This is a genomic window from Kitasatospora sp. NPDC048296 (genome assembly GCF_043201815.1).
Lineage (GTDB): Bacteria > Actinomycetota > Actinomycetes > Streptomycetales > Streptomycetaceae > Kitasatospora.
Genome location: NZ_JBICZB010000013.1, coordinates 16,264 through 39,940, shown reverse-complemented (window position 1 = coordinate 39,940; position 23,677 = coordinate 16,264). Strand labels below are relative to the sequence as shown.

General features: G+C 72.2%; 21 protein-coding genes and 1 pseudogene. 9 read left to right on the top strand and 13 right to left on the bottom strand.

From position 1 onward, the window contains the following. Window positions 1–65 precede the first annotated feature (65 nt). Both ACGF12_RS10790 and ACGF12_RS10785 read right to left on the bottom strand, forming a co-directional pair. Window positions 66–761: an aspartate/glutamate racemase family protein gene (locus ACGF12_RS10790; protein ID WP_393027952.1), complete on the bottom strand. Its 696-nt coding sequence runs from the start codon at window positions 759–761 to the stop codon at window positions 66–68. A gap of 69 nt (window positions 762–830) precedes the next feature. After that, window positions 831–2,681, bottom strand: coding sequence for a CocE/NonD family hydrolase (locus tag ACGF12_RS10785; protein WP_393027951.1), 1,851 nt, complete (start codon window positions 2,679–2,681; stop codon window positions 831–833). A 290-nt stretch (window positions 2,682–2,971) separates the two neighbouring features. Between ACGF12_RS10785 and ACGF12_RS10780 the strand changes: the two genes are divergently transcribed. Next, on the top strand, window positions 2,972–4,066 hold the full coding sequence (locus tag ACGF12_RS10780) for a HoxN/HupN/NixA family nickel/cobalt transporter (RefSeq protein WP_393027950.1): 1,095 nt from the start codon (window positions 2,972–2,974) through the stop codon (window positions 4,064–4,066). Between the two features lie 96 nt (window positions 4,067–4,162). Here the strand turns inward: ACGF12_RS10780 and ACGF12_RS10775 are convergent, their stop codons facing one another. Further along, the gene (locus ACGF12_RS10775) at window positions 4,163–5,116 is read right to left on the bottom strand and encodes an SGNH/GDSL hydrolase family protein (RefSeq protein ID WP_393027949.1); all 954 of its coding nucleotides are present in this window, start codon (window positions 5,114–5,116) and stop codon (window positions 4,163–4,165) included. Window positions 5,117–5,412: 296 nt separating this feature from the next. Between ACGF12_RS10775 and ACGF12_RS10770 the strand changes: the two genes are divergently transcribed. Then, window positions 5,413–7,068 carry an FAD-binding dehydrogenase gene (locus ACGF12_RS10770; protein ID WP_393027948.1) on the top strand — a complete coding sequence of 552 codons (1,656 nt, stop codon included), beginning with the start codon at window positions 5,413–5,415 and terminating at the stop codon, window positions 7,066–7,068. Window positions 7,069–7,291: 223 nt separating this feature from the next. Here the strand turns inward: ACGF12_RS10770 and ACGF12_RS10765 are convergent, their stop codons facing one another. Both ACGF12_RS10765 and lepB read right to left on the bottom strand, forming a co-directional pair. Continuing rightward, window positions 7,292–8,299, bottom strand: coding sequence for a helix-turn-helix domain-containing protein (locus ACGF12_RS10765; RefSeq protein WP_393027947.1), 1,008 nt, complete (start codon window positions 8,297–8,299; stop codon window positions 7,292–7,294). Then, window positions 8,296–8,955 carry a signal peptidase I gene (gene lepB, locus ACGF12_RS10760; protein WP_393027946.1) on the bottom strand — a complete coding sequence of 220 codons (660 nt, stop codon included), beginning with the start codon at window positions 8,953–8,955 and terminating at the stop codon, window positions 8,296–8,298. The genes ACGF12_RS10765 and lepB overlap by 4 nt, the downstream gene beginning before the upstream one ends. A 160-nt stretch (window positions 8,956–9,115) precedes the next feature. Between lepB and ACGF12_RS10755 the strand changes: the two genes are divergently transcribed. From ACGF12_RS10755 to ACGF12_RS10745, 3 genes are all read left to right on the top strand, one after another. After that, window positions 9,116–9,520: a (2Fe-2S) ferredoxin domain-containing protein gene (locus ACGF12_RS10755; protein WP_393027945.1), complete on the top strand. Its 405-nt coding sequence runs from the start codon at window positions 9,116–9,118 to the stop codon at window positions 9,518–9,520. A gap of 136 nt (window positions 9,521–9,656) precedes the next feature. Then, window positions 9,657–9,911 carry a hypothetical protein gene (locus tag ACGF12_RS10750; RefSeq protein WP_393027944.1) on the top strand — a complete coding sequence of 85 codons (255 nt, stop codon included), beginning with the start codon at window positions 9,657–9,659 and terminating at the stop codon, window positions 9,909–9,911. 220 nt (window positions 9,912–10,131) lie between these two features. Further along, window positions 10,132–11,799 (top strand): fibronectin type III domain-containing protein, encoded by a 1,668-nt coding sequence (locus ACGF12_RS10745; protein ID WP_393027943.1) that lies wholly within the window; start codon window positions 10,132–10,134, stop codon window positions 11,797–11,799. A gap of 63 nt (window positions 11,800–11,862) precedes the next feature. On the opposite strand, the gene ACGF12_RS10740 is transcribed toward ACGF12_RS10745, so the two are convergent. Next, window positions 11,863–12,195, bottom strand: coding sequence for a YnfA family protein (locus ACGF12_RS10740; protein ID WP_387631203.1), 333 nt, complete (start codon window positions 12,193–12,195; stop codon window positions 11,863–11,865). A 73-nt stretch (window positions 12,196–12,268) separates the two neighbouring features. Continuing rightward, window positions 12,269–13,483 (bottom strand): pyridoxal phosphate-dependent aminotransferase, encoded by a 1,215-nt coding sequence (locus tag ACGF12_RS10735; protein WP_393027942.1) that lies wholly within the window; start codon window positions 13,481–13,483, stop codon window positions 12,269–12,271. Window positions 13,484–13,580: 97 nt separating this feature from the next. Here ACGF12_RS10735 and ACGF12_RS10730 point away from each other — a divergent pair. Together ACGF12_RS10730 and ACGF12_RS10725 are read left to right on the top strand one after the other, a co-directional pair. Continuing rightward, window positions 13,581–13,943: pseudogene (locus ACGF12_RS10730) on the top strand (winged helix-turn-helix transcriptional regulator); the annotation flags it as partial. Window positions 13,944–14,161: 218 nt separating this feature from the next. Continuing rightward, window positions 14,162–14,965 (top strand): SGNH/GDSL hydrolase family protein, encoded by an 804-nt coding sequence (locus ACGF12_RS10725; RefSeq protein WP_393027941.1) that lies wholly within the window; start codon window positions 14,162–14,164, stop codon window positions 14,963–14,965. 27 nt (window positions 14,966–14,992) lie between these two features. Here ACGF12_RS10725 and ACGF12_RS10720 read toward each other — a convergent pair whose 3' ends face one another. After that, window positions 14,993–15,643 carry a GNAT family N-acetyltransferase gene (locus ACGF12_RS10720; RefSeq protein WP_393027940.1) on the bottom strand — a complete coding sequence of 217 codons (651 nt, stop codon included), beginning with the start codon at window positions 15,641–15,643 and terminating at the stop codon, window positions 14,993–14,995. Window positions 15,644–15,776: 133 nt separating this feature from the next. Here ACGF12_RS10720 and ACGF12_RS10715 point away from each other — a divergent pair, with 133 nt between their 5' ends. Next, complete coding sequence (locus ACGF12_RS10715; RefSeq protein ID WP_393027939.1) at window positions 15,777–16,712, top strand: pentapeptide repeat-containing protein; 936 nt, start codon at window positions 15,777–15,779, stop codon at window positions 16,710–16,712. 103 nt (window positions 16,713–16,815) lie between these two features. Here ACGF12_RS10715 and ACGF12_RS10710 read toward each other — a convergent pair whose 3' ends face one another. The 5 genes from ACGF12_RS10710 to ACGF12_RS10690 form a co-directional block, all read right to left on the bottom strand. Continuing rightward, entirely contained in the window at window positions 16,816–17,448 is a 633-nt protein-coding gene (locus ACGF12_RS10710; RefSeq protein ID WP_393027938.1) for a TetR/AcrR family transcriptional regulator, read from the bottom strand. Between the two features lie 63 nt (window positions 17,449–17,511). Continuing rightward, window positions 17,512–17,835, bottom strand: a complete 324-nt coding sequence (locus tag ACGF12_RS10705; protein WP_393027937.1) for a hypothetical protein — start codon at window positions 17,833–17,835, stop codon at window positions 17,512–17,514. Next, window positions 17,832–18,317, bottom strand: a complete 486-nt coding sequence (locus ACGF12_RS10700) for a DUF6232 family protein (RefSeq protein WP_393027936.1) — start codon at window positions 18,315–18,317, stop codon at window positions 17,832–17,834. The genes ACGF12_RS10705 and ACGF12_RS10700 overlap by 4 nt, the downstream gene beginning before the upstream one ends. Before the next feature lie 192 nt (window positions 18,318–18,509). Further along, entirely contained in the window at window positions 18,510–19,409 is a 900-nt protein-coding gene (locus ACGF12_RS10695) for an aminoglycoside phosphotransferase family protein (protein ID WP_393027935.1), read from the bottom strand. A 238-nt stretch (window positions 19,410–19,647) separates the two neighbouring features. Continuing rightward, window positions 19,648–20,811: an RNA-guided endonuclease InsQ/TnpB family protein gene (locus tag ACGF12_RS10690; protein ID WP_393027934.1), complete on the bottom strand. Its 1,164-nt coding sequence runs from the start codon at window positions 20,809–20,811 to the stop codon at window positions 19,648–19,650. 184 nt (window positions 20,812–20,995) lie between these two features. On the opposite strand from ACGF12_RS10690, the gene ACGF12_RS10685 reads away from it, so the two are divergent. Continuing rightward, complete coding sequence (locus ACGF12_RS10685) at window positions 20,996–23,521, top strand: Tex family protein (protein ID WP_393027933.1); 2,526 nt, start codon at window positions 20,996–20,998, stop codon at window positions 23,519–23,521. The last annotated feature ends 156 nt before the right edge of the window (window positions 23,522–23,677 follow it).

Here is a 23,677-nt window from a genome sequence, read left to right as displayed (position 1 = left end):
CGGGCGGTGTCGCGGTCGGGAAGACCATGCAGCTCGAATGACGTCCGGCGCAAGCGCTTTTTTCCTCACTGTCCGTCAAGGGCGGTGGCCACAGCGGCCTCCGCATGCAGACGGGTGGTGGGGAACACCGGGACCGGGCTGTCCTCCGGCCGGACCAGCAGTTCGATTTCGGTGCAGCCGAGGATGATCCCCTCCGCCCCGGCCGCGACCAGCTCCTCGATCACCCGCCGGTAGGCCGCCCGGGACTCCTCCCGGACCTCGCCGACGCACAGCTCCTGGTAGATCACCCGGTGGACCAGGGCGCGCGAACCCGCCTCCGGCACCAGGACGTCCAGTCCGCCGGACGCCAACCGCCCCCGGTAGAAGTCCTGTTCCATGGTGAACGCCGTCCCCAGCAGGCCCACCCGTCGAAGGCCCGCCGCCCGGACGGCCGCCGCGGTGGCGTCGGCCAGGTGTAGCAGCGGCACGGAGACCGCGGCCGCGACCTGGTCGGCGACCTTGTGCATGGTGTTGGTACAGATCAGCAGCAGGTCCGCGCCGGCGGCCTCCAGCGAGCGTGCCGCGCCGGCCAGGACCGAGCCGGCCTCCTCCCATCGCCCCGCCGCCTGCAGCTGCTCGATCTCGGCGAAGTCGACGGAGTGGAGCACCAGTCGGGCGGAGTGCAGTCCGCCCAGCCGGTCCCGGGTGAGCTCGTTCAGCAGGCGGTAGTACTCGGCGGTGGATTCCCAGCTCATGCCGCCGATCAGTCCAAGGGTCTTCATGAGCCAGTTATAAGCCGAAGGAGAGTATCGAAGCAATTGTATAAGGATTACTTTGCGGCACTCCCGGCCCTACCGCGGCACCCGGTGCTGCCACTCCCGGGTGAACACCACCGACCCCGCCTCCAGCGCCCGCAGCTGCACGACGCTGACGAAGTGCCCGGCGTCGCACCGCAGTTGGGTGCGGGTCTGGACGGTGACGTCCCAGCCGATGTCCGGCCGTTCCAGCCGCACCGTGCGGTCCGTACGGGCCTGGGCACTGAGCGGGGCGCCGGTGAGCACGCGGTACGCGGTGACGGTGTGCTCGTCGCGGACCAGCCCGTCGGGGTGGGTGCGGGTGCCGTCGCCGGCGGGGGAGAGCTCGATGCGCCACTCGTGGCGGCCGATGTCGTGGATGGTGACGTGCTCGGGCCGGGCGGTGAGCGGCTCGGTGAGGTGGATGTCCAGCGGGTCGGGCAGCGAGGGCGCCTCGAAGGTGACGGGCGTGGCGCCGGTGTCCGCCGCGAGGTGGCGCACGGGCAGGCCGAGGGTGGAGCGGGACGGGTCGAGGGCGTACCCGGTGTCGTCGGCGGACGGCCACACCCACGGCCAGTAGACCGAGGAGAGGGCGAGTCGCAGCCGGTGCCCGGCCGCGACAGTGGCCGCGCAGGCGGCGAGCTCGACCTCGGCGTCCGGCCCGGTGGCGGTCAGCACGCCCCGGGTGAGCAGCTGCGAGGTGCCGTCCGGGCCGACCGTGCAGAGCCGGGCCACGACCTGGACGGACCCGCCGTCCTCGCGCGGCCGCAGCCGCAGCCGCGCCGTCGGGGCGCCGAGCAGCTCGATCGGCTCGGGCAGCGGCAGGGAGTCGAAGCAGACCGAGCGGCCGTCCTCCTCGCGCTGGTCCGGAGGCTGGTCGGCGGGGCGGCCGTGCGGGACGTAGGCGCCGGCGTTGAGGCCGGTGTGCTGCGGGGAGCGGACGTGGACGTAGCGGTCGTCGGAGGCGGTGCCCGCGGTGCGCAGCTGGCCGTCCAGGTCGTAGTGGATCTCCCGGACGTCGGGGGAGGGCCAGCTGTCCGCGCCGGTCCAGCGGGTGCTGATCCAGCTGCGCAGGGCCGGTTCCTTGAGGGCGCCGGTGTCGACGCCGCGCAGCCAGTGGTTCCACCAGCGCAGGGTCTCGGGCAGGGCGGCCTCGGGCAGGCCGTGCGGCCAGGGGCCGAGCAGGGCGTGCGCGGTGGGGGACTCTGCCAGCAGGCGCAGCACGAAGGAGCAGGACGGGTCGCCCCAGCCGGCGACCGCGAACACCGGGACGGAGACCGGCACGGTGGTGTCCCCGGCGGCGAGCCAGGCGTCGACCGGGGGTTCCAGCGACTCCAGCCGGGCCAGCCAGCCGGAGCGCCAGGCGTCGCCGGTGTGCCGGGGATCCGGCGGGAGGGCGGCGTCGGCGATCAGGGCGGTGAGCCGGGTGTGCAGGTCGGTGGCGAGGACGGCGCCGCCGAGCCGGTGGCCGCCCTCGGGGCAGCCGGCGACCACCGCGCCGACGGTGTTCGGGGCGCGGGCGGCGAGCCGCAGCGCGGTGGTGGCGGCCGCGCCGACGCCGAGCAGGCCGACCCGGCCGTTGCACCAGGGGCGGCGGGCGAGCCAGTCGACGACGGCGGTGCCGTCGGTGAGTTCCTGCTCGCCGTCGGGTTCGGCGGGCAGGCCGCCGGAGTTGCCGTGGCCCCGGGTGTCGACCCGGACGGTGGCGTAGCCGTGGCCGGCGTACCAGGGGTGGCGGCGGGCGTCCTCGGCGGCGGTGCGGTCGGAGAGGCGGTCGGCCGAGTACTCCAGCAGGGCCGGGACGGGCTCGTCGCTGACCGGGCGCCACAGCCGGGCCGCCAGCTGGGTGCCGTCGGGCAGCGGGATGCGGACGTCCTCGCGGGTGGTGTGGAAGGGGTACGACGGCATGGCCGCTCCCATCGGGTACCGGGCCGGTGAGCGCCGAGCGGCCCGCGGCGCGTACGGGGTCGCGCCGCGGGCTGTCGGCATTCCGACCCTAGGGGAGGAAGCGGTGGATTTCCTGACGAACTGGGGCGAAATGGCTACACCTCGCTCGGCCGGGCGGGGGAGCCGGGCGGGGGGTTGGCGTGAACGGAGCAGGTCCCGAAACCGACCCGTACTTGCGTATGACTTGCAACTACTCGCCCGAGGGGGGAAAGATGGCCCAGCTCTGACCGCCCTGCCGAAAGGACAAGACGATGACCGGCCCCCGCTGGCGCGACCGGCTCACCCGCGAGGAGTGGATGCGCCTGGCCGGGATGGGCGGCTTCATCCTGGCGCTGCACGTGGTCGGCTGGTTCACCCTGCTGGCGCTGGTCGCGCCGGAGCACTACGACGTCGGCGGCCAGGTCTTCGGCGCGGGCATGGGTCTGACCGCCTACACCCTCGGCATGCGGCACGCCTTCGACGCGGACCACATCGCGGCGATCGACAACACCACCCGCAAGCTGATGGGCCAGGGCAAGCGGCCGCTGTCGGTCGGCTTCTGGTTCTCGCTGGGGCACTCCTCGATCGTCTTCGGCCTCTGCGCGCTGCTCGCCTTCGGCATCCGTTCGCTCGCCGACCAGGTGGAGGCGGACGACTCGAGCCTGCACCGGATGACCGGTCTGATCGGCACCGCCGTCTCCGGCTCCTTCCTGTTGCTGCTCGGCCTGATCAACCTGGGCGCGTTCAACGGCATCCTCAAGGTGTTCCGCCGGATGCGCGAGGGCGAGTACGACGAGGCCGAGCTGGAGCGCCAGTTGGAGCGGCGCGGGCTGATGAACCGGATCCTCGGCAAGGTCACCCGGGCGGTCACCAAGTCCTGGCACATGTACCCGGTGGGCCTGCTGTTCGGCCTGGGCTTCGACACCGCCACCGAGGTGTCGCTGCTGGTGCTGGCGGGCGGCGCGGCGGCGTTCTCGCTGCCCTGGTACGCCCTGCTGACCCTGCCGATCCTGTTCGCGGCCGGGATGAGCCTGCTGGACACCATCGACGGCTCGTTCATGAACTTCGCCTACGAGTGGGCGTTCTCCAAGCCGGTCCGCAAGATCTACTACAACCTGACCGTCACCGGTCTGTCGGTGCTGGTCGCGCTGGTCATCGGCCTGATCGAGCTGATCGGCCTGATCGGCGAGAAGCTGGGCATCACCAGCGGCCCGATCGCCTGGATCGGCGCGCTGGACCTCAACTTCGTCGGCTACGCGATCGTCGGCCTGTTCGTGCTGACCTGGATCGGCGCGATCGCGTTCTGGAAGTTCGGCAAGGTCGAGGAGAAGTGGTCGGCGGGGCTGGCCGCGGCCGAGTCGGAGTGACCGGCGGCAAAGCGCCCTGAACGAAGCCGAGGGGCCGGTGACCGGGGTCTGGTCACCGGCCCCTCGGGGCTTTTTCGGGGCGTGCGGGACGGACCGCTACCGCAGGGCGGCGAGCATCGCGTCCGCCATCACCTGCTCGCCGGTCGCGTTCGGGTGGAACGGCACGGCGGGCGAGCCGGGCAGCGCGCCCTCGATCCAGCGGTCGTCCGAGCAGACGTCGTGCCCGAGGGTCGGCGTCGCGGTGTCCACGTACGTCGCGCCGCCCGCCGCCGCCGTGGACCTGAGGGCGGCGTTCAGCTTGTCGAGCACGCTGTGCATGTACTCGACGTCGCCCGGCGTCACCGGCTGGCGCAGGACGCACTTGGAGCCGTCGGCGGGCAGCACGGACGGGTAACCGACCAGCAGCACCTTGGCCTTGGGGGCCTTGGCGTGGATCTGCTGCAGGGTGGTGGCGATCTGCGGGGCGATCGTGGTGGTGATCCGCTCGGCCAGGTCGTCGTTGCCGTACTGCCAGGACCAGGTGTTCCAGTCCCAGTAGCCGTGGTGGTAGACGTCCTTGCAGGGCGTGCCGAGCGGGTTGACGACCGCGCCGGCGATGCAGGTGGCGACCAGTTCGCCGAGACCGAGGTCGCTGGAGGCGAGGTCGTTGCCGCCGATGCCGAGGGTGACCAGGTCGGTGTCGCCGGTCACCGAGTCCAGCTGCGGGTCGTTGACCCGGATGAAGGCGTCGTACTGCGGCTGCGTCATCGCCTTGACCTTGGCGGCCGCGCAGGTGACGTCGGTGTACGCGCCGGCCTTGAGCGCGGCGGCGACCAGGTGGCCGTAGTTGTGGTCGGAGCGCAGGCACAGTCCGGCCGACTGGCCGGGCACCCCGGCGCCGGCGGCGTAGGAGTCGCCGAGGGCCACGTAGTGCTTCGGCGCCGCGGTGGCGGCCTGGGCGGTGGTGGAGGTGAGCGCGAGGGCGGCGCCGAGGGCGACCGCGGCGAGCGCGGTGGAATTGCGGAGTCGCCGGGCCAGTGGCAGTGGGCGGGGCCGGGCAGGGCGGAGCACGGTTCCTCCTGGGGGAGAGAAACGACGGGTGGGGGTCGTGCCGAGCCGGGCCACAGCTACTCGCAGGTAAGTTACTGCCAGGTTTCGCGCACGTCCATCGTTTCGGCGGAAATTCCGAATTTGCGTCAGATGGCACTGGGTGACATTTCGAATTTCGCTCCACCGCGTATCGCCGTCATTTCCGAAACGCGGTGGAGCGGAATTCGCGTCGACGCTTGTTACCGACCGGTTGACCGGGCGTCACCCCAGGCCGCACTATCGGGCGCACACCGACAGCCGCGACGGAGGACTGCGCAATGGCCCTGGACGCCGACGTCATCGTCATCGGAGCGGGACTCGCCGGCCTCGCCGCCACCGCCGAACTCGCCGACGCCGGACGGAAGGTGATCCTGCTGGACCAGGAACCCGCCGCCTCGCTCGGCGGCCAGGCGCACTGGTCCTTCGGCGGCCTCTTCCTGGTCGACTCGCCCGAGCAGCGCCGGATGCGCATCCGCGACTCGCACGCGCTCGCCCGTCAGGACTGGCTCGGCACGGCCGGCTTCGACCGGCCCGAGGACGCCTGGCCGCGCCGCTGGGCCGAGGCCTACGTCGACTTCGCGGCCGGCGAGAAGCGCTCCTGGCTGCACGGCATGGGCGTGCGGTTCTTCCCGGTGGTCGGCTGGGCCGAGCGCGGCGGCTTCCTCGCCGACGGGCCTGGCAACTCGGTGCCGCGCTTCCACATCACCTGGGGCACCGGGCCCGGGCTGCTCGCCCCCTTCGTCCGGCGGGTCCGCTCCGCCGCGGCCCGCGGGCTGGTCGACCTGCGCTTCCGGCACCGGGTCACCGGGCTGACCGCCACCGCGGGCACCACCGACACCGTCACCGGCGAGGTGCTGGTCCCCAGTCCGGCGGGCCGCGGCGAGGCCAGCTCGCGCGAGGTCGCCGGGAGCTTCGAACTGCGCGCCCAGGCCGTGGTCGTCACCTCCGGCGGCATCGGCGGCAACCACGACCTGGTCCGCAAGGCCTGGCCCGCCCGGCTCGGCACCCCGCCCGCCAAGCTGCTCTCCGGGGTGCCCGCGCACGTCGACGGCCTGATGCTGGAGGTCACCGGACGGGCGGGCGGCAACCTGATCAACGGCGACCGGATGTGGCACTACACCGAGGGCATCGAGAACTGGGACCCGATCTGGGCCCGGCACGGCATCCGCATCCTGCCCGGCCCCTCCTCGCTCTGGCTGGACGCCCGCGGCCGGCGACTGCCCGTCCCGCTCTTCCCCGGCTTCGACACCCTCGGCACACTCGAACACATCATGGCGAGCGGCCACGAGCACACCTGGTTCGTGCTCAACCAGCGCATCATCGAGAAGGAGTTCACCCTCTCCGGCTCCGAACAGAACCCCGACCTCACCGGAAAATCCGTGCGCGGGGTGCTCGGACGGGCGCTGCCCGGCGCCCCCGGCCCGGTCCAGGGGCACCTGCGGCACGGGCCCGACTTCGTGGTCGCCGGCAACCTCGCCGACCTCGCCCGGGGCATGAACGCCAGGACCCGCGAACCGCTGATCGACCCGGACGAACTGCGCCGCACCGTCGAGGACCGCGACCGGCAGGTGGCCAACCCCTTCGCCAAGGACCTCCAGATCACCGCCATCCAGGGCGCCCGTCGCTACCTCGGCGACAAGCTCGTGCGCACCGCCGCCCCGCACCGCATCCTCGACCCGGCCGCCGCCCCGCTGATCGCCGTCCGGCTCAACATCCTGACCCGCAAGTCGCTCGGCGGACTGGAGACCGACCTGTCCTCGCGGGTGCTGCGCCCGGACGGCGAGGCGCTGCCCGGCGTCTACGCGGCGGGCGAGGCGGCCGGCTTCGGCGGCGGGGGCGTGCACGGCTACCGCTCCCTGGAGGGGACCTTCCTCGGCGGCTGCCTGTTCTCGGGGCGCACGGCGGGCCGGGCGGCGGCGGAGGCGGTGGCGTAGCGGCCCTCGGCGGTACGGCCCTCGGCGGTACGGGCCCCGACGGTACGGGCGTCGGTTCTCCGGCTGTCAGGCTCCCGGTACGTCGCCGCCGTCGCGGTGCGCCCCCTCCCCCGAGCGGGGCGCACCGCCACTGCTCGCGACCAACCCTGCCCGAGCGGCGCCCCCGTGCCTATCCGCATCCGGCCGGTGCGCACGCAGCTTTCCGGATAGCCAGGCGGGCCGGTCAGGCGCTGCGCCCGAGGGTCTCCGAGGGCGGGTGCCCGTAGGTGCGCCGGTAGGCCGCGCTGAACCGGCCGAGGTGGGTGAAGCCCCAGCGGCAGGCGACCTCGGTGACCGTGCCGCTCGACCGGCCGTCGGCGATGGCGAGCAGCTCGTGGTGGACCCGGTCGAGCCGGACCTCGCGCAGGTAGGCGAGCGGGGTGGTGTCCAGGTGGGCGCGGAAGCCCTCCCGCAGGGTGCGCACGCCGACCCGGGCGGCCTGGGCGATGTCGCCGACCGAGAGCGCCTCGTGCGCGTGCTCCGCGCAGTAGGCGGTGGCCCGGCGCAGCGCGCTCGGCAGCATCGCGCGGGCGCCGTCCGCGGTCGGCCCGCTGAAGGAGTGCGGCTGGGCGTCCAGCAGGCCGTCGACGAGCAGCTTCTCGAAGTGGCCCAGGCCCAGTGGGGAGCGGCGGCCGAGCGGGGAGACGGCGAACCGCATGAAGTGCCGGGCGAGTTCGACCCAGGCGTGGACAGCCGGGTCGGCGGGGTCGAGGTGGTGGCGGAACCGGGGCGCTTGGCGGGGGAGGTCGCCGAGCCGGACCGCGAGGGCCTGCTCGACCGTCTCGCGGGAGACCGCGAGCGCGCCGTTGCGGGCCCGGCTGTCCCACTCCATGGAGACCTGGTCGCCCGGCCCGGCGACGAACAGCGCGGAGGGCAGTTCGACGCCGTTGGCGCGGACCCGTACGTCGCCGGTGACGGGCAGGATGACGCTGTAGAAGTCGGGCAGTTCCTCGGTGTTCAGCCGGACGTCCGCGCCGTAGCACAGGTCGTAGAGCCCGATCCCGCCCTCGTGGAACACCCGGAAGCAGCTGGCGAGTTGCTGTCTGCCCAGGACCGCCAGGCGGTGCGAGGAGAGTCGCCCGCTGACGATCTCCCGCAGTTCGTCGACGCTGCTGCCCCGGTACAGCGCGACCGGGCCCGATCCGTCCGCGCCGTCGTCCGGTTCCGCGTCCGGTTCCGCCGGGTACGTCACGCCGCCGTCCGGCGCCGGGCGACGGCGAAGGAGGCGATCACGACCGAGGCGACCAGCCCGGCCAGGGTGAGCAGGGCCCCGAGCACCATCAGCACCGCCGCGCCGATCAGCTTGCCGGGCAGGGCGGGGGAGTCGGTGCCGGAGTGCCAGACCACCCGGCCCGCGGTGAGCTTGGCGAGGTCGACGGTGCCCTGCCGGCCGTCGTCGAGCTTCAGCCGGGAGTCGATCGCCTGGTCGCGTCCGTCGCCCATCAGGAAGGCCCGCCCGGGCGGGACGGTGACGTCGAAGTCGTGGGGGCAGGTGCCGGTCTGCCGGGCGGGCGGCTCGTCCAGCGGCTTGCCGTCCAGGCTGAGCTGTCCGCCGGTGCAGGCGATGCGGTCGCCGCCGAGGGCCATCACGCGGGAGACGACGGGGTGGTGGAGGTCCCAGGGGGAGTCGACGACGTAGATCTCGCCGCGGCGCACGTCCGCGGCCGCGACCCGGTCGGTCAGCATCCGGTCGCCCTGCCGCAGTCCCGGTCCCATCGCCGTGCCGTCCATCCGGTGGACCGAGTAGCCGCCGGTGAGGACCACCGAGAGCCCGAGGGCCCCGCAGAGGATCCCGAGCACCGCCACGGCCACCGAGAACCACAGGCCCACGGCCCTCCGCTTCGGCATCCGCCCGTCCTTCCCTGGAAACCGCCCCGTCGGCGCGGGGCCCTGGGCATCCTAGTGAGGGGTGCCCCGGCCCGGCGGAGGGTCCCCGGGTGCCCGGTACAGTTCCGGTGCAGAGCGTGCCGCCGACCAGGGCTCGCCGACCCGAGGGGGAGCAGAGCCGATGAGCCGCCGTGACCGCGACCGCAAGCAGGGTGCCGGGTCCCCGGTGACGGTGACCGTCTGCCGCGGCTGCTGCTGCGGCGCCGAGGCGAAGCACCCGGGGGTGGACCACGCGGGGCAGTACGAGCGGCTGCGGACCGCGGTCGGCTCGGCGGGCCGGGTCCGTGCGGTGAAGTGCCTGGACGTCTGCACCCAGTCCAACGTGGTGGTGGTCGGCCCCTCCAGTGAGGGCCGGGCGGCGGGCGGTCGTCCGGTCTGGCTCGGCTTCGTGCTGATGGACGAGATGATCGACGACATAGCCGCCTGGGTGCACGCGGGCGGTCCGGGCCTGGCCGACCCGCCCGGCCTGCTCGACCTCCAGCTGATCTCGGTCTCCCGCCGGGTGCGCGAGGCCCTGCCCGACTGACCCCCTGACCGGCCCGATCATTACTGACTGATTGTCAGATCGACGCCCCGGGGCGGCCGTGAGGCCGGACCACTACCATGACCGGTGCATCGAGTGACCGGTGCATCGAGTGGTTGGGCGCCGAGGGAGGAAGACGATGACGACGGTCTGCCGCATCTGCGCGGGCACCGGCCGGACCGCCGGCCTCAACTGCCGCACCTGCCAGGGCACCGGCACCACCGAGGTGGGCGGCGGGGGCGGCAACTGTTTCCTCTGCAACGGCACCGGGGTGTACGTCCGCTACCGGGTGGACGCGACCGGCGCCAAGCAGGCCTACCGGGACGAGATCTGCCGCACCTGCGACGGCACCGGCGACCGGGCCGCCACGCACTGGGACGAACCGTCCTCCTGATCTGCACTCGCCGGTGTCGCCGCCGCCTCGGGCCGGGCCAGCACATGACACAGGGTCAAGATCTCTGGTATCGAAGGGTCCCATGATCCGACGTCGGTTCGGTACGGACATGCTCTTTACCTGGCCTTGATCGAACGTTGGTGTTCAAGTGGGGGACGCGCTGACGCTCGTTCACCGGAAGTCCGCGTGCGGTCAACGCGCCGCTGACAGAGTCCCGCGCATGGATATCCCCAACATGGGCGTGCCGGCCAAGCTTGCCGACCGCATGAGCATGGCCGAGCAGCACGAGTACCTGCGGGCCCGCTTCTCCCGCCGCCGGATGCTGCGCGCCGGCGCCGTGACGGTGGGCGCCATCGCCGTCGGCGGTGCGCTGGGCAGCGGCACCGCGGTCGCGGCCCCGGCCGGCCCGCAGCTGCTGACGGGCGGCACGACGGACGGCATCGACGGCTCGCTGGTCGCGCCGATCGGGCGCCACCTCCAGTTCGGCCCCGAGCCGGACACCCAGTTCCGTATCTCCTGGCAGGTCCCGGCGCCGGTCAAGAAGCCGTTCCTGCGCTTCGGCAAGCACCCGTGGGACCTCAGCCACAAGGTCCAGGCCGAGGTCCGCGCCCTGCACACCCCGGCGCTGACCCCGAACAGCCAGCCGGTGGACCAGTACTACCTGCACGTGGCGCTGGAGGACCTGCACCCCGACACCACCTACTACTACGGTGTCGGCCACGAGGGCTTCGACCCGGCCTCGCAGCAGCGGATCTCCACCCTGCACACCTTCCGCACCGCGCCCGCCCGCGACCACCGCTGGGGCAAGGTGTACGAGCCGTTCACCTTCACCGCCTTCGGCGACCAGGGCGTCAGCTCGCACGCGGCCGGCAACGACCACGTGATCCTGGCCCAGAACCCGGCCTTCCACCTGCACGCCGGCGACATCTGCTACGCCGACCCGGCCGGCTCCGGCACCGACCCGGACAAGTCCGTCTACAACGCCCGGACCTGGGACGACTTCCTGGTCCAGACCGAGACGGTTGCCGCCACCGTGCCGTGGATGGTCGCGTACGGCAACCACGACATCGAGGCCTGGTACTCGCCCAACGGCTACGGCGGCGAGAACACCCGCTTCTACCTGCCGGACAACGGCCCGGACCCGCGCAAGGTCCCCGGCGTCTACAGCTTCCGCTACAAGAACGTCGGCGTCATCTCCCTCGACGCCAACGACGTGTCCTACGAGATCCCGGCCAACCTGGGCCTCTCGGCGGGCAAGCAGACCGCGTGGCTGGAGCGCACCCTCAAGGACCTGCGCGGCGACGAGACCGTCGACTTCATCGTGGTCTTCTTCCACCACTGCGCCTTCTCCACCACCGTCGCGCACGCCTCCGAGGGCGGTGTCCGCGAGGCCTGGGTGCCGCTGTTCGAGAAGTACCGGGTGGACCTGGTCATCAACGGCCACAACCACATCTACGAGCGCACCGACGCCATCCTCGGCAACAAGGTCTCGAAGCAGGTGCCGAGCGGCGCCACGATCGAGCCGGAGAAGGACGGCGTGGTCTACGTGACCGCGGGTGCGGCCGGCCGCAGCCTGTACAAGTTCGACGTGCCGGACACCTACGAGGGGCACGAGAACCACCAGGACGAGGTCACGACCTACTACTGGAGCAAGGGCCGGGTGAAGACCCCCGAGACCATCCAGTGGTCGCGGGTGCGCTACACCGGCTACTCCTTCATCAAGGTCGACGTCACCCCGGCGCACCTGGGCCAGAAGTCGGTCATGAAGGTCACCGCGCTGACCGAGGACGGCAAGCAGATCGACAACTACAGCATCCTGCGCAAGGTCGGCGAGGGCTGGGACTCCGGCCGCGACGACGACGGCGAGGGCGGCGGCTGGGGCTGGTAGGCCCCGATCGACGCGACGGGCCCCGGTGTCGAGGAACTCCTCGACGCCGGGGCCCGGCCACGTTCAGCGCCGGGGCCCGTACATGATCACGGCGACCCCGGCCAGGCAGATCAGCGCGCCCAGCACGTCGTAGCGGGTCGGCCGGAAGCCGTCCACGGCCATGCCCCAGAGCAGCGAGCCCGCCACGAACACCCCGCCGTACGCGGCCAGTACCCGGCCGAAGTGGCTGTCCGGCTGCAGCGCCGCGACGAAGCCGTACGCGCCGAGCGCCACCACCCCCAACCCCGCCAGCCACCACGGCCGTTGCTCCCGCACGCTCTGCCAGACCAGCCAGCAGCCGCCGATCTCGGCGACGGCGGCGAGCACGAACAGCGCGACGGAACGCAGGACGGTCATGCGCTTGAGCCTAGGGCCTGTCTCTCGGGTCCTTGCCGGGTCCGACAAGACCCGAGAGACAGGCCCTGGGCGCTCAGCTCTGCCGGTACGTCGCGAGGAAGCGCCCGATCCGGTTGATCGCCGTCTCCAGGTCGTCGGCGCGCGGCAGGGTGACGAAGCGGAAGTGGTCCGGGCGGGGCCAGTTGAAGCCGGTGCCCTGGACGACGTGGATCTTCTCGCGCAGCAGCAGGTCCAGCACGAACCGCTCGTCGTCGACGATCCGGTGCACCGCCGGGTCGAGCTTGGCGAAGGCGTACAGGGCGCCCTTGGGCTTGACGCAGCTGACGCCGGGGATCTCGTTGAGCGCCTTGACCGCGATGTCGCGCTGCTCGGTGAGCCGGCCGCCGGGCAGTACCAGGTCGTTGATGGACTGGTGGCCGCCGAGCGCGGCCTGGACGGCGTACTGGGCGGGCACGTTGGGGCACAGCCGCATGCCGGAGAGCATGGTCAGGCCCTCCAGGTAGTCGGTCGCGTGCTGCTTGGGGCCGGAGACGACCAGCCAGCCGCTGCGGAAGCCGGCCACCCGGTAGGCCTTGGAGAGGCCGTTGAAGGTGAGGGTGAGCACGTCGTCGGCGAGGGCCGCCAGGCAGTGGTGCTCGGTGTCGTCGTAGAGGATCTTGTCGTAGATCTCGTCGGCCAGCACCATCAGCTGGTGGCGGCGGGCCAGGTCGAGGATGCCCTCCAGCAGTTCCTTCGGGTAGACCGCGCCGGTGGGGTTGTTGGGGTTGATGACCACGATCGCCTTGGTGCGGGCGGTGATCTTGGCGGCGATGTCGTCCAGGTCCGGATACCACTCGGCCTCTTCGTCGCACAGGTAGTGCACGGCCTTGCCGCCGGCCAGCCGGACCGACGCGGTCCAGAGCGGGTAGTCGGGCATCGGGACGAGCACCTCGTCGCCGTCGTCCACCAGCGCGGTGACGGCCATCTGGATCAGCTCGGAGACGCCGTTGCCGAGGTAGACGTCGTTGACGCCGACGCCCTGGACCCCGCGCTGCTGGTAGTACTGCACCACCGCGCGACGGGCCGGCAGGATGCCGCGCGAGTCGCTGTAGCCGTGCGCCCGCGGCAGGTTGCGGATGATGTCCTGGATGATCTCCTCGGGCGCCTCGAAGCCGAACGGGGCCGGGTTGCCGGTGTTCAGCCGCAGCACGCTGTGCCCGGCCTCCTCCAGGGCGTTGGCCTGGTCGACCACCGGTCCCCGGATCTCGTAGCACACGCCGTTCAGCTTGCTCGACTGCCGAAACTCCATCTGCGGCCTCCCGACCGTCACCACCGCTCCGTTGCTTCTGCTTTGTTCTACCAAGTTGGCACTTGGAAAGTCCAACCTTTTGGCTATGCTGATCCACATGTCACGCCGAAGCTACGACCAGTACTGCGCCGTCGCCCGCGCCCTGGACGCGGTGGGGGAGCGCTGGAGCCTCCTGATCGTCCGTGAACTCCTCGGCGGCCCGCGCCGCTACACCGACCTGCACGCCGACCTGCCCGGCGTCTCCACCGACATCCTCGCGGCCAGGCTCAAGCAACTGGAGGGCGAGGGGCTCGCCGTCCGGCGCAAGCTGGAACGGCCGGCCAGCGCGACGGTCTACGAGCTGACCGGGCGCGGAAGCGAACTGCGGCCGGTGATCGAGGCCTTGGGGGAGTGGGGGCTGGGCGCCCTGGGCGAGCAGCGGCCCACCGACGCGGTGCGGGAGCACTGGTTCACGGCTCCGAGCGCGGCCGTCGGGGGGTGAGCGAACCCTGTCGCAGTGGGGCGGCGGCAAAGCCCCCGTCGCCGGCCGCCGCCCCGTGTGCTCAGGATGGCGCGGACCGATAAACGGGCAGTGGACGCCGGATGAGCGGCCGGGCCCCTGTGGTATTGGTTGGTAAACACACACGTACGATTGCCGGATCGCGCCGCGGAGTCATCAGAGAAGAGCGGAGGCCGCCCGTGCCCACCACCAGTCGCAGCTACGCCAGCTACGTCGCCGTCGGGGACTCCTTCACCGAGGGCATGTGCGACGACCTGCTGCCCGACGGCCACTACCGCGGCTGGGCCGACCGGGTCGCCTCGGCGCTCGCCGCCGAGCACGCGGATCGGGTGGGGCAATCAGGCGGGGACTTCCGGTACGCCAACCTCGCCGTCCGCGGCAAGCTCATCGGCCAGATCCACGACGAGCAGCTCGCCACCGCCGCCGCCATGGGCGCCGAACTCGTCACCCTGGCCGGCGGCCTCAACGACGTGCTGCGCCCCGGCTGCGACATCGACCGGGTCGAGCGGCTGCTCGGCCGCTGCGCCGCCGACCTGCGCGCAGCCGGCGCCACCGTCGTCCTGTTCACCAGCACCGACCCCACCCGCAGGATGGCAGGCGGCGCCCGGCTGCTGCCCGCCATCCTGCGGATGAAGGCCTTCGTGCAGGAGCTCGGGCGGCAGGACGGCTTCGTCGTGGTCGACCTCTTCTCCGCGCCTTGCTTCGACGACCGCCGGCTCTGGGACGAGGACCGGCTGCACTTCTCTCCCGAGGGCCACCGCCGGGTCGCCGAGGGTGTGCTGGAGGCGCTCGGCCGCCCCGCCGCCTTCGACTGGCGCGCCCCGCTGCCGCCTGCCGCCCCAGTCGGCCGCGTCGAGCAGCTGCGCTCGGACGCCCGCTGGCTGGGCACCCACCTCGGCCCGTGGATCGGGCGCCGCCTCACCGGCCGCTCCTCCGGCGACGGCCGCCCGCCGAAGCGGCCCGAGCTGCTGCCGTACCGCTAGGCCGACCGCTTCGGCCCTCCTGCTTCTTCAGTCCTCCTGCTCTTCCAGGACCAGGCTCGCCATCGGGGCGTGGGTGGTCCAGCCCAGCGAGGTGTAGAGCGCCCGACCGTCCGGCGTGCCGACCAGTACGCCGGTGCGGGCACCGGTGTCGTACGCGCCGGACTGCAGCGCCCGGATCACCACGGAACCCAGGCCCCGGCGGCGATGCTCGGGGGCCGTCACGATCTGGTCCGGGACGGCCACCGGGCCGGCCAGGCCCGCCTGGCCCCGGGCGGCCAGGTGCCCGTCCTCGGTGCGCACCAGCACCCGCAGGATCCCGCCCCTGGTCCAGGTGGTCACGGTGTAGCCGGCCGGGAGCTCGGGCCGCTCGGGGCCGAGCGGGGCGGTCATCAGGAAGCCCGGCTGGTCCAGCCGCCACCGCGGGCCGAGCCAGGGACGCACGGTGTCGTCCTCGGCGAACAGCTTCAGCCAGGTGGTCGGCGCGGTGATCGTCTCGGCGAGCTTGCGGACCTCGCCCTCGGTCGGCTCGGGCAGCACGTGCCGGCCCACCTCCCTGGCCGGTGCGCCGACGTCGATGCTCCAGCCCCAGGGCTGCTCCACCGGATCGGCGGAGCCCCGGGAGACCGTCCAGCCGCTGATCCACATCCGGACCAGCTCGGTGATGCTCGCCTGCGCCATGCTGCCTGCTCCCCCGCACGTAATGGTCTCTTTGCTGCTGCACATATTACTGATGTGAGGGTGGCCGTGCCCAGTAGGATTTCAGGGTTCACGGGGCCGGACCGGCGCCCCGCTGCTGGAGGGACCCCGGAACGTGCGCGAGACCGAGCCGCCGCAGGACCAGACGGCGGCCGCGCCGACCCCGCTCCAGTCCGACTGCGGCAGCTGCTTCGGGCTCTGCTGCGTCGCCCTGCCCTTCGCGGCCACCGCCGACTTCGCCGTCGACAAGGCCGCCGGCACCCCCTGTCGCAACCTGCGGACCGACTTCAGCTGCGGCATCCACGCGCGGCTGCGGGACAGCGGCTTCCAGGGCTGCACCGTCTACGACTGCTTCGGCGCCGGACAGCGGGTCTCCCAGGTCACCTTCGGCGGGGTCAGCTGGCGCGAGGAACCGGCCGGCGCCCAGCCGATGTTCGACGTGTTCCCGATCGTGCGGCAGCTCCACGAACTCCTCTGGTACCTCACCGAGGCGCTCACCTTCGAGGCGGCCCGGCCCGTCCACGCCGAACTGCGCCAGGCCCTGGAGGAGACCGACCGGCTGGCCGGCGGCACCCCCGAGGAGATCCTCGCCGTCGACGTCCCCGCCCACCGCCGGCGGGTCAGCGACCTGCTGCTGCGCGCCGGTGAACTCGTCCGCGCCACCGTCCCCCGCCGTCGCGAGCACCGCGGCGCCGACCTCTTCGGCGCCCGCCTGCGCGGCGCGGACCTGCGCGGCGCCAACCTCCGCGGCGCCCTCCTCGTCGCCGCCGACCTCTCCGGCGCCGACCTGCGCCTCGCCGACCTGATCGGCGCCGACCTCCGCGACGCCAACCTCGCCGGCGCCGACCTCAGCTCGGCCCTCTTCCTCACCCAGGCCCAACTCAACGCCGCCCGCGGCGACGCCACCACCCGTCTCCCCGCCACCCTCACCCGCCCCACCCACTGGCCGGAGGCGGCCGGTGCCCCCGTGCACGCCGCCGCCCCGCGCAAGCCGCGTGGCGGGGCAGGGCCGCAGGGTGGCGGCCGCTCAGGCAGGCCGCGTCGGCGGTAGTCCCGCCTCGCCGCTGCTCACGACCCGGCGCGGGGCCGGGTTTCGCGCTCCCAACGCCGGCTGCCCCGCGCGGGTCCGTGGGCCCGCGCTCGGGTTCTGACGCTCAGGCCTCGGCGTAGCCGTGGGTGAGGAGGTCGAAGGCGCGGGTGGCGTCGGCGACGGCGTCGGGGTGGAGGTCGTCGGCGGAGCGGCCGTCGTGGTGGATGCGGTGCCAGTTGTGCAGGGCGAGGACGCGCTGGGTGGCGGTGACCTGGGCGGCGAGCAGGGGTGCGGTGAGCTCGCGGGGCCCGGGGAGGTCGGGGGCCTCGCGCAGGGCGTCGGCGAGGGACTGTTCGGCTCGGGCGACGTAGGCGCCGACCCGGGCGGCCAGGCTCGGGGTGCCGTAGACCAGGGCGGTGAAGGCCAGCACCTGGGGGTGGTCGTTGAGGCCGGTGACGGGGTCGCGCCGGGCGAGGCCGTCCAGGAAGTCGCGGCGCAGGGCGTCGAGCACCGTCTCGTCGGCGCCGCGGCCCCGGACCACCTCGGCCGCCTGCTCCTGGTGGTCGGCGAAGCGGTGGACGACCAGGTCCTCCTTGCTGGCGAAGTAGCTGAACAGGGTCGGCTTGGAGACCTCGGCGGCGGCCGCGACGTCCGCCACCGACACCTGGTCGAAGCCGTGCTCCAGGAAGAGCGCGATGGCCGCCTCGGAGATGGCCTGTCGCGTCCGCTCCTTCTTGCGCTCCCGCAGTCCACTCATGGGATCAGGCTAACAGCAGTGTTAACCGGGGCAGGTTTCTGACCCGGTAGGACAATTGCGAGCTCAGGAGTTGAGCGAGTCCAGGATCCGCCGGACCGACTCCACCACCGGCGCACCCGCCCGGACCAGCGAGGCCACCCCGGAGATGTTGCGCAGTGCCCGCCGCAGGGTGGACGGCGATGCCTCGGCGCCGTCGCCGATGGCGTCGAGCGACTCGTCCAGCACCTCCTGATCCTCGGTCGGCACCTGCTCGCGCAACTGGTGGACGGCGGTGACGAGTTCGCGCAGCGCGGCCTGCGGATCGACCGGGCCCTGGTTCTTCACGATGCCGATGTTGTGGTCGCCGTGCTGGGTGACCGAGTCGCCGAAGTGGAAGGAGTTGCTCACAGTCCGACCCGCTTTCCGGTGTTGTGGTCGCCGTACTGGGTGATTTTGTCGCCGATGTGGACGTTCTCGACCTGGAGTGCGAACTCGGCCTGGGGGTTGTCGATCGCCTCCATGATCATCTGGATCAGGTTGCCGATCTGCCGGGCGTCGTGGCTCACCACGGCGGTGGTCGCGGAGTTCGAGGTCTCGATGACCAGCTTGTACACCGCCCTCTGCCGCAGTCGGGTGACGAACCGGTAGAGGCAGAACAGGAGTGCGGCGACCAGCAGTACGCCCGGGACGGCGCGGGCCATCGACTGATCCGTCGCGTTCTTGGTGAGCGTGCCGAGGAAGCCGGCGGCGAACAGCAGACCGATCACCTGCCGGACGAACCTGATGACGGTCCGCAAGCGCTTGGGCGGCCACCACACCAGCTGCCGTGCCCGGGCGATGTGCTGCAGCGGGTACGCGTCCCCGCCGATCCACAGCACTCGTCGGCTCACCCTGACGTCGATCACACTCCGTGCCAATTCTGCCCCCCTGCTGCTAGTGGCGGGGAGAACCATAGCAATGGCCGCGGACAACACCAGTGGTGGCGGAGGATCAGACGTCCGAAGCCCTCGTGTACGGGCAGCGGGCAGTGGGCAGCGCACCCCGCACCACGTCGTCGTCGGCGAGGAGCCGCCGGGCCGCTTCTACACGCTGCGGTCGGCGAGGACCTCGCGGACGACGTGGCGGGCGTTCGCGGTCAGCGCCTGGTCGGTGTGGCGGTAGTAGGGGATCGTCACCAGGGCGATGGAGAAGGCCCAGGCGCGGCCGCGGGCCCACATCGCGTCGTCCGCGTGCAGGGCGGTCCGGAAGGTGGGTCGGGCGGTGGCGGGGAGCAGGTTCCAGGCGGCGATCAGGTCGGCGGTGGGGTCGCCGACGCCCATCAGGGCGAAGTCGATGACGGCGGCGAGCCGGCCGGTTCTGGAGACCAGCAGGTTGCCGGGGGTGAGGTTGCCGTGCATCCAGGTCGGCGGGCCGTCGTACTCGGGGAGGCGAAGTGCCTTGTCCCACAGGGCGGTTGCGGCCGCCGTGTCGATCGCGCCGGTCAGCTGGGTGATCGCCGCGCGGGTGGCGCCGTCCCGGGAGGCGAGCGGGACGCTGCGGTGCCCGGCGGGGCCGCCCGCGGGGTTGGCGGTGCGCAGGGCGTTGACGAAGCCGGCCAGGTCGCGGGCCAGGGCGTCGGGGGCGGCGAGGGCGCCGACCGCTGGGTTGACGCCGTCGAGCCAGCGCAGCACCGACCACTCCCACGGGTAGCCCGCGGCGGGTCGGCCGACGGCGATCGGTGCGGGGACGGGCAGCGGCAGCCGCGGTGCCAGTCGGGGCAGCCACTGGTGTTCCCGGCGGACGTCCCCGGCCGCCCACTCCACCCGGGGCAGCCGGACGGCGAGTTCGGGCCCGAGCCGGAACATCGCGTTGTCCGTCCCGGCGGACCCGACCGGCGTGACCGGAAGCCCCACCCATTCGGGGAACTGGGCGGAGATCAACCGCCGTACCAGGGCCGCGTCGACGACCGGTTCATCGGGGTGCATCCGGGCGGCAGCGCACATGCCCGGCAGCGTACAGCGCAGATCGCCGGGCTTCAGCCGGATTTCCGAACTACCCGGCCCGATAGGGTGAGGAGATGGTGATCAGTCGGCGGACGGAGGGGGAGCGCCGGGCACTGCGCGCGGCGCCGGGTGCGCGGGGCGTACGGCGAAAGCAGTCAACTTGACCCGGCCCTGAAGACCGGGCTTGCAGGTAGGGCGCGACCGGCTGCCGCGTGGCCTCCCGCGTCTGAGCCATCTGTTATGTGCTGATGGCTGGGACGCATGACTGACGCCCCGCAGCCCACGCGGTCTCGCCCTTGCGGGCGATGTTGCGGGACGCGTTGTGGTCCGCGTGCATGGTGAAGCCGCAGGCGCGGCACGCGAACTCTGCTTGTAGCGGCCGGTTCTTCCGGTCGGTGTGTCCGCATTCGGAGCATTGTCGGCTGGTGTGCGCGGGATCGATGCGCACCAGCGGCACTCCAACCCGCCTAGCCTTGTATGCAATGCACTGGCCGAGTTGGTGGAAGCTCCACGAATGAAGGGATGACCGCTGGTCCTTGCGGAGCCGTACCCGGCTGCGGATGCCACTGAGATCTTCCAGGGCGATGCCGCGTCCGGTGCGTTCAGCGGTGGTGACGACAGACTTGGAGATGCGGTGGTTCTGGTCGGCGGCGAAGCGGGCCTCTTTCCGGGCGCGCTTCTTGAGGAGCCGCTTGGCGGACTTGGTGCCTTTCTTCTGCAGCTTCCTCCGTAGGGCGAGTTGTCGCTTTCGGTGCCGATTGAGGCCGCGTCCGGCATAGCGGACACCATCGCTGGTCGTAGCGATGGTGACGACCCCCAGGTCCACACCGAGGAAGCTTGCCGGGCTGTCGTTCACCGGGGATTCCGGTACCTCGCAGGTGGCGATCAGGTAGAACGTGCCGTCACGTTGGACCAGATCGCTCTCACCCCTCCGGTGCCCACGCAGCATCCTGAGTGCGTCTGGCGAACACGCGAACCGCACGCCTTTCAAGCGACCCTCGGTGGTCCAGACGGACACGGTCTGCGCGTCCATCTGCCAGCTCAAACATCGATCGTCGTATGGCCGGGCCGCCCCGGGCCGGAAGGCGACAGGCTTCGACTCGGCTTTGGTTCGGCGCTTGGAGCCGGGCTTTCCAAGGTTCCCAGCCTGTGCGTTCGCCCTCAACGTCGTGTAGGCGTTTCGGACCTTCTTGATCACGTGCTGAGCGGTCTGCGATCCCAGTCCGCGGGCCTTCAACTCTGCGTAGGTGTGCTTGCGCAACTCGTACTCACGCGGCACACCACGCTCGAACGCCACGCCGGACACCCAGTTCGCCGTGTCGTTGACGGCATGCAGAGTGCGCTCCAGCGCCGATGCCTGTTCGGGCGTCGGCAGGAGCTTCACCTGTGCCACAATCTTCACGATCGTTATCGTATTGACCCGCAGCTCGTCATATGAGCCAAATCCTGTTATTCGTGGAGGGAAATCCTTGGCTGCGTCCTCCGCGCTCATTCGTAAGCACCCCAAGTAATGAGGCGTCGCTTGCGGCGCTCGGTCAAGTAGCGGTTTCTCCCGGACCAGACGGGCCGGGGGTCCTCGCTGAGTCATGCTGAAGGAGAAGGTGACCGGCTTCGTGACCACGCCAGTCGAACAGGGGGCCCGGCAGGCCCAGCAGGTGATCGAGCGGAAGATCGCCGAGGAACTGGGCGTCCGTGAGGGGCAGGTGAAGGCTGCGGTCGACCTGCTCGACGGCGGCGCGACCGTCCCCTTCGTGGCCCGTTACCGCAAGGAGGTCACCGGCTCGCTGGACGACGCCCAACTGCGCACCCTGGAGGAGCGGCTGCGCTACCTGCGCGAGCTGGAGGAGCGCCGGGCGGCCGTCCTGGAGTCGATCGAGGCCCAGGGCAAGCTGGACGACGCGCTGCGCGCCCAGGTGCTCGCCGCGGACTCCAAGGCCCGACTGGAGGACATCTACCTGCCCTTCAAGCCCAAGCGGCGCACCAAGGCGCAGATCGCCCGCGAGGCGGGCCTGGAGCCGCTGGCCGACACCCTGCTCACCGACCCGACGCAGGACCCGGCCGCACTCGCCGCCCGGTACCTGAACGAGTCGGTGGCGGACGGCCCCGCCGCCCTGGAGGGCGCCCGCGCGATCCTGGTCGAGCGCTTCGGCGAGGACGCCGACCTGGTCGGCTCGCTGCGCGAGCGGATGTGGACCCGGGGCCGCGTGGTCGCGAAGGTCCGGGACGGCAAGGAGGGCGACGGCGCCAAGTTCGCCGACTACTTCGACTTCGCCGAGCCCTACACCAAGCTCCCCTCGCACCGCATCCTGGCGATGCTGCGCGGCGAGAAGGAGGAGGTGCTCGACCTCGAACTCTCGCCCTACGACGGTGAGTCCGCGGGCGACCTGCCCGGCGAGAACGACTACGAGCAGCGCATCGCCGGCCGCTTCGGCATCGCCGACCACGGCCGCCCGGCCGACAAGTGGCTGGGCGACACCGTCCGGTGGGCCTGGCGCACTCGCATCCTGGTCCGGCTCGGCATCGACCTGCGCGGTCGGCTGCGCGCCGAGGCCGAGGAGGAGGCGGTGCGCGTCTTCGCCGCCAACCTGCGCGACCTGCTGCTCGCCGCCCCGGCCGGCACCCGCGCCACCATGGGCCTGGACCCGGGCTTCCGCACCGGCGTGAAGGTCGCCGTGGTGGACGCCACCGGCAAGGTCGTCGCGTACGAGACGATCTACCCGCACCAGCCCGCCAACAAGTGGGACGCGGCCCTGGGCACCCTGGCCGCGCTGGCGAGGAAGCACGACGTCGACCTGGTCGCGATCGGCAACGGCACCGCCTCCCGGGAGACCGACAAGCTCGCCGAGGACCTGATCAAGCGCCACCCCGAACTGAACCTCACCAAGGCGATGGTCAGCGAGGCCGGCGCCTCGGTCTACTCGGCCTCGGCGTTCGCCTCCCAGGAGCTGCCGGACCTGGACGTGTCGATCCGCGGAGCGGTCTCCATCGCCCGCCGCCTCCAGGACCCGCTGGCCGAACTGGTCAAGATCGACCCCAAGTCGATCGGCGTCGGCCAGTACCAGCACGACCTGAGCGTGGTGTTGCTCTCCCGCTCGCTGGACGCCGTGGTCGAGGACTGCGTCAACGCCGTCGGCGTGGACGTCAACACCGCATCGGCACCGCTGCTCACCCGGGTCTCCGGCGTCACCGCCACGCTGGCCGACAACATCGTGGCCCACCGCGACGCCAACGGCCCGTTCCGCACCCGCAAGCAGCTCAAGGACGTCGCCCGGCTCGGCCCCAAGGCCTTCGAGCAGTGCGCCGGCTTCCTGCGCATCCCCGGCGGCGAGGACCCGCTGGACGCCTCCAGCGTGCACCCCGAGGCCTACCCGGTGGTGCGCCGCATCCTCGCCTCGATCGGCGGGGAGCTGCGCGAGCTGATCGGCAACAGCGAGCGGCTGCGCGCGCTGCGCCCGGCCGACTTCTCCGACGACACCTTCGGCGTCCCGACCGTCACCGACATCCTCGGCGAGCTGGACAAGCCGGGCCGCGACCCGCGCCCGGCCTTCCGCACCGCCGTCTTCAAGGAGGGCGTCGACAAGATCGGCGACCTGGAGGTCGGCATGGTGCTGGAGGGCGTGGTCACCAATGTCGCCGCCTTCGGCGCCTTCGTCGACGTGGGCGTCCACCAGGACGGGCTGGTGCACGTCTCGGCGTTGTCGAGGAACTTCGTCAAGGACCCGCGCGAGGTGGTCAAGCCCGGCGACATCGTCAAGGTCCGGGTGCTCTCGGTGGACGTGCCGCGCAAGCGGATCGGGCTCACCCTGCGGCTGGACGACGAGGTCGGCGGCGAGCGCGGGGACCGGGGCGACCGCGGCGACCGAGGCGGCGACCGGGGCGACCGGCAGGCCCGCCCGCCGCGCCAGGAGCGGCGCGGTGGCGGCCAGGGCAGCCAGGGCGGCCAGGGTGGCCGCGGCGGGCAGGACCGGCGCGACCGGGGTGACCGCGGCGACCGGGGCGGCTCCGGCGGCGGCGCGCCGGCCAACAGCGCCATGGCGGACGCGCTGCGCCGTGCGGGCCTGGCCGGTGGCGGCGACGGCGGCTCGGGCGACCGGCGCTCCGGGCGGCGCTGAGGCCGGCGGCAGCGGAAACGGCAGCGGAAACGGCCGGGGGCGGGGGGGGGGGGGCGCCCCCCCCCCCCCCGGCCCGCCCGTCCGGGCCTAACACGAGGAGGTCCATTGGCGTCTGGTATACCACCTCGGAGTAGGCGCCCCGGTGCATGCGGTCCG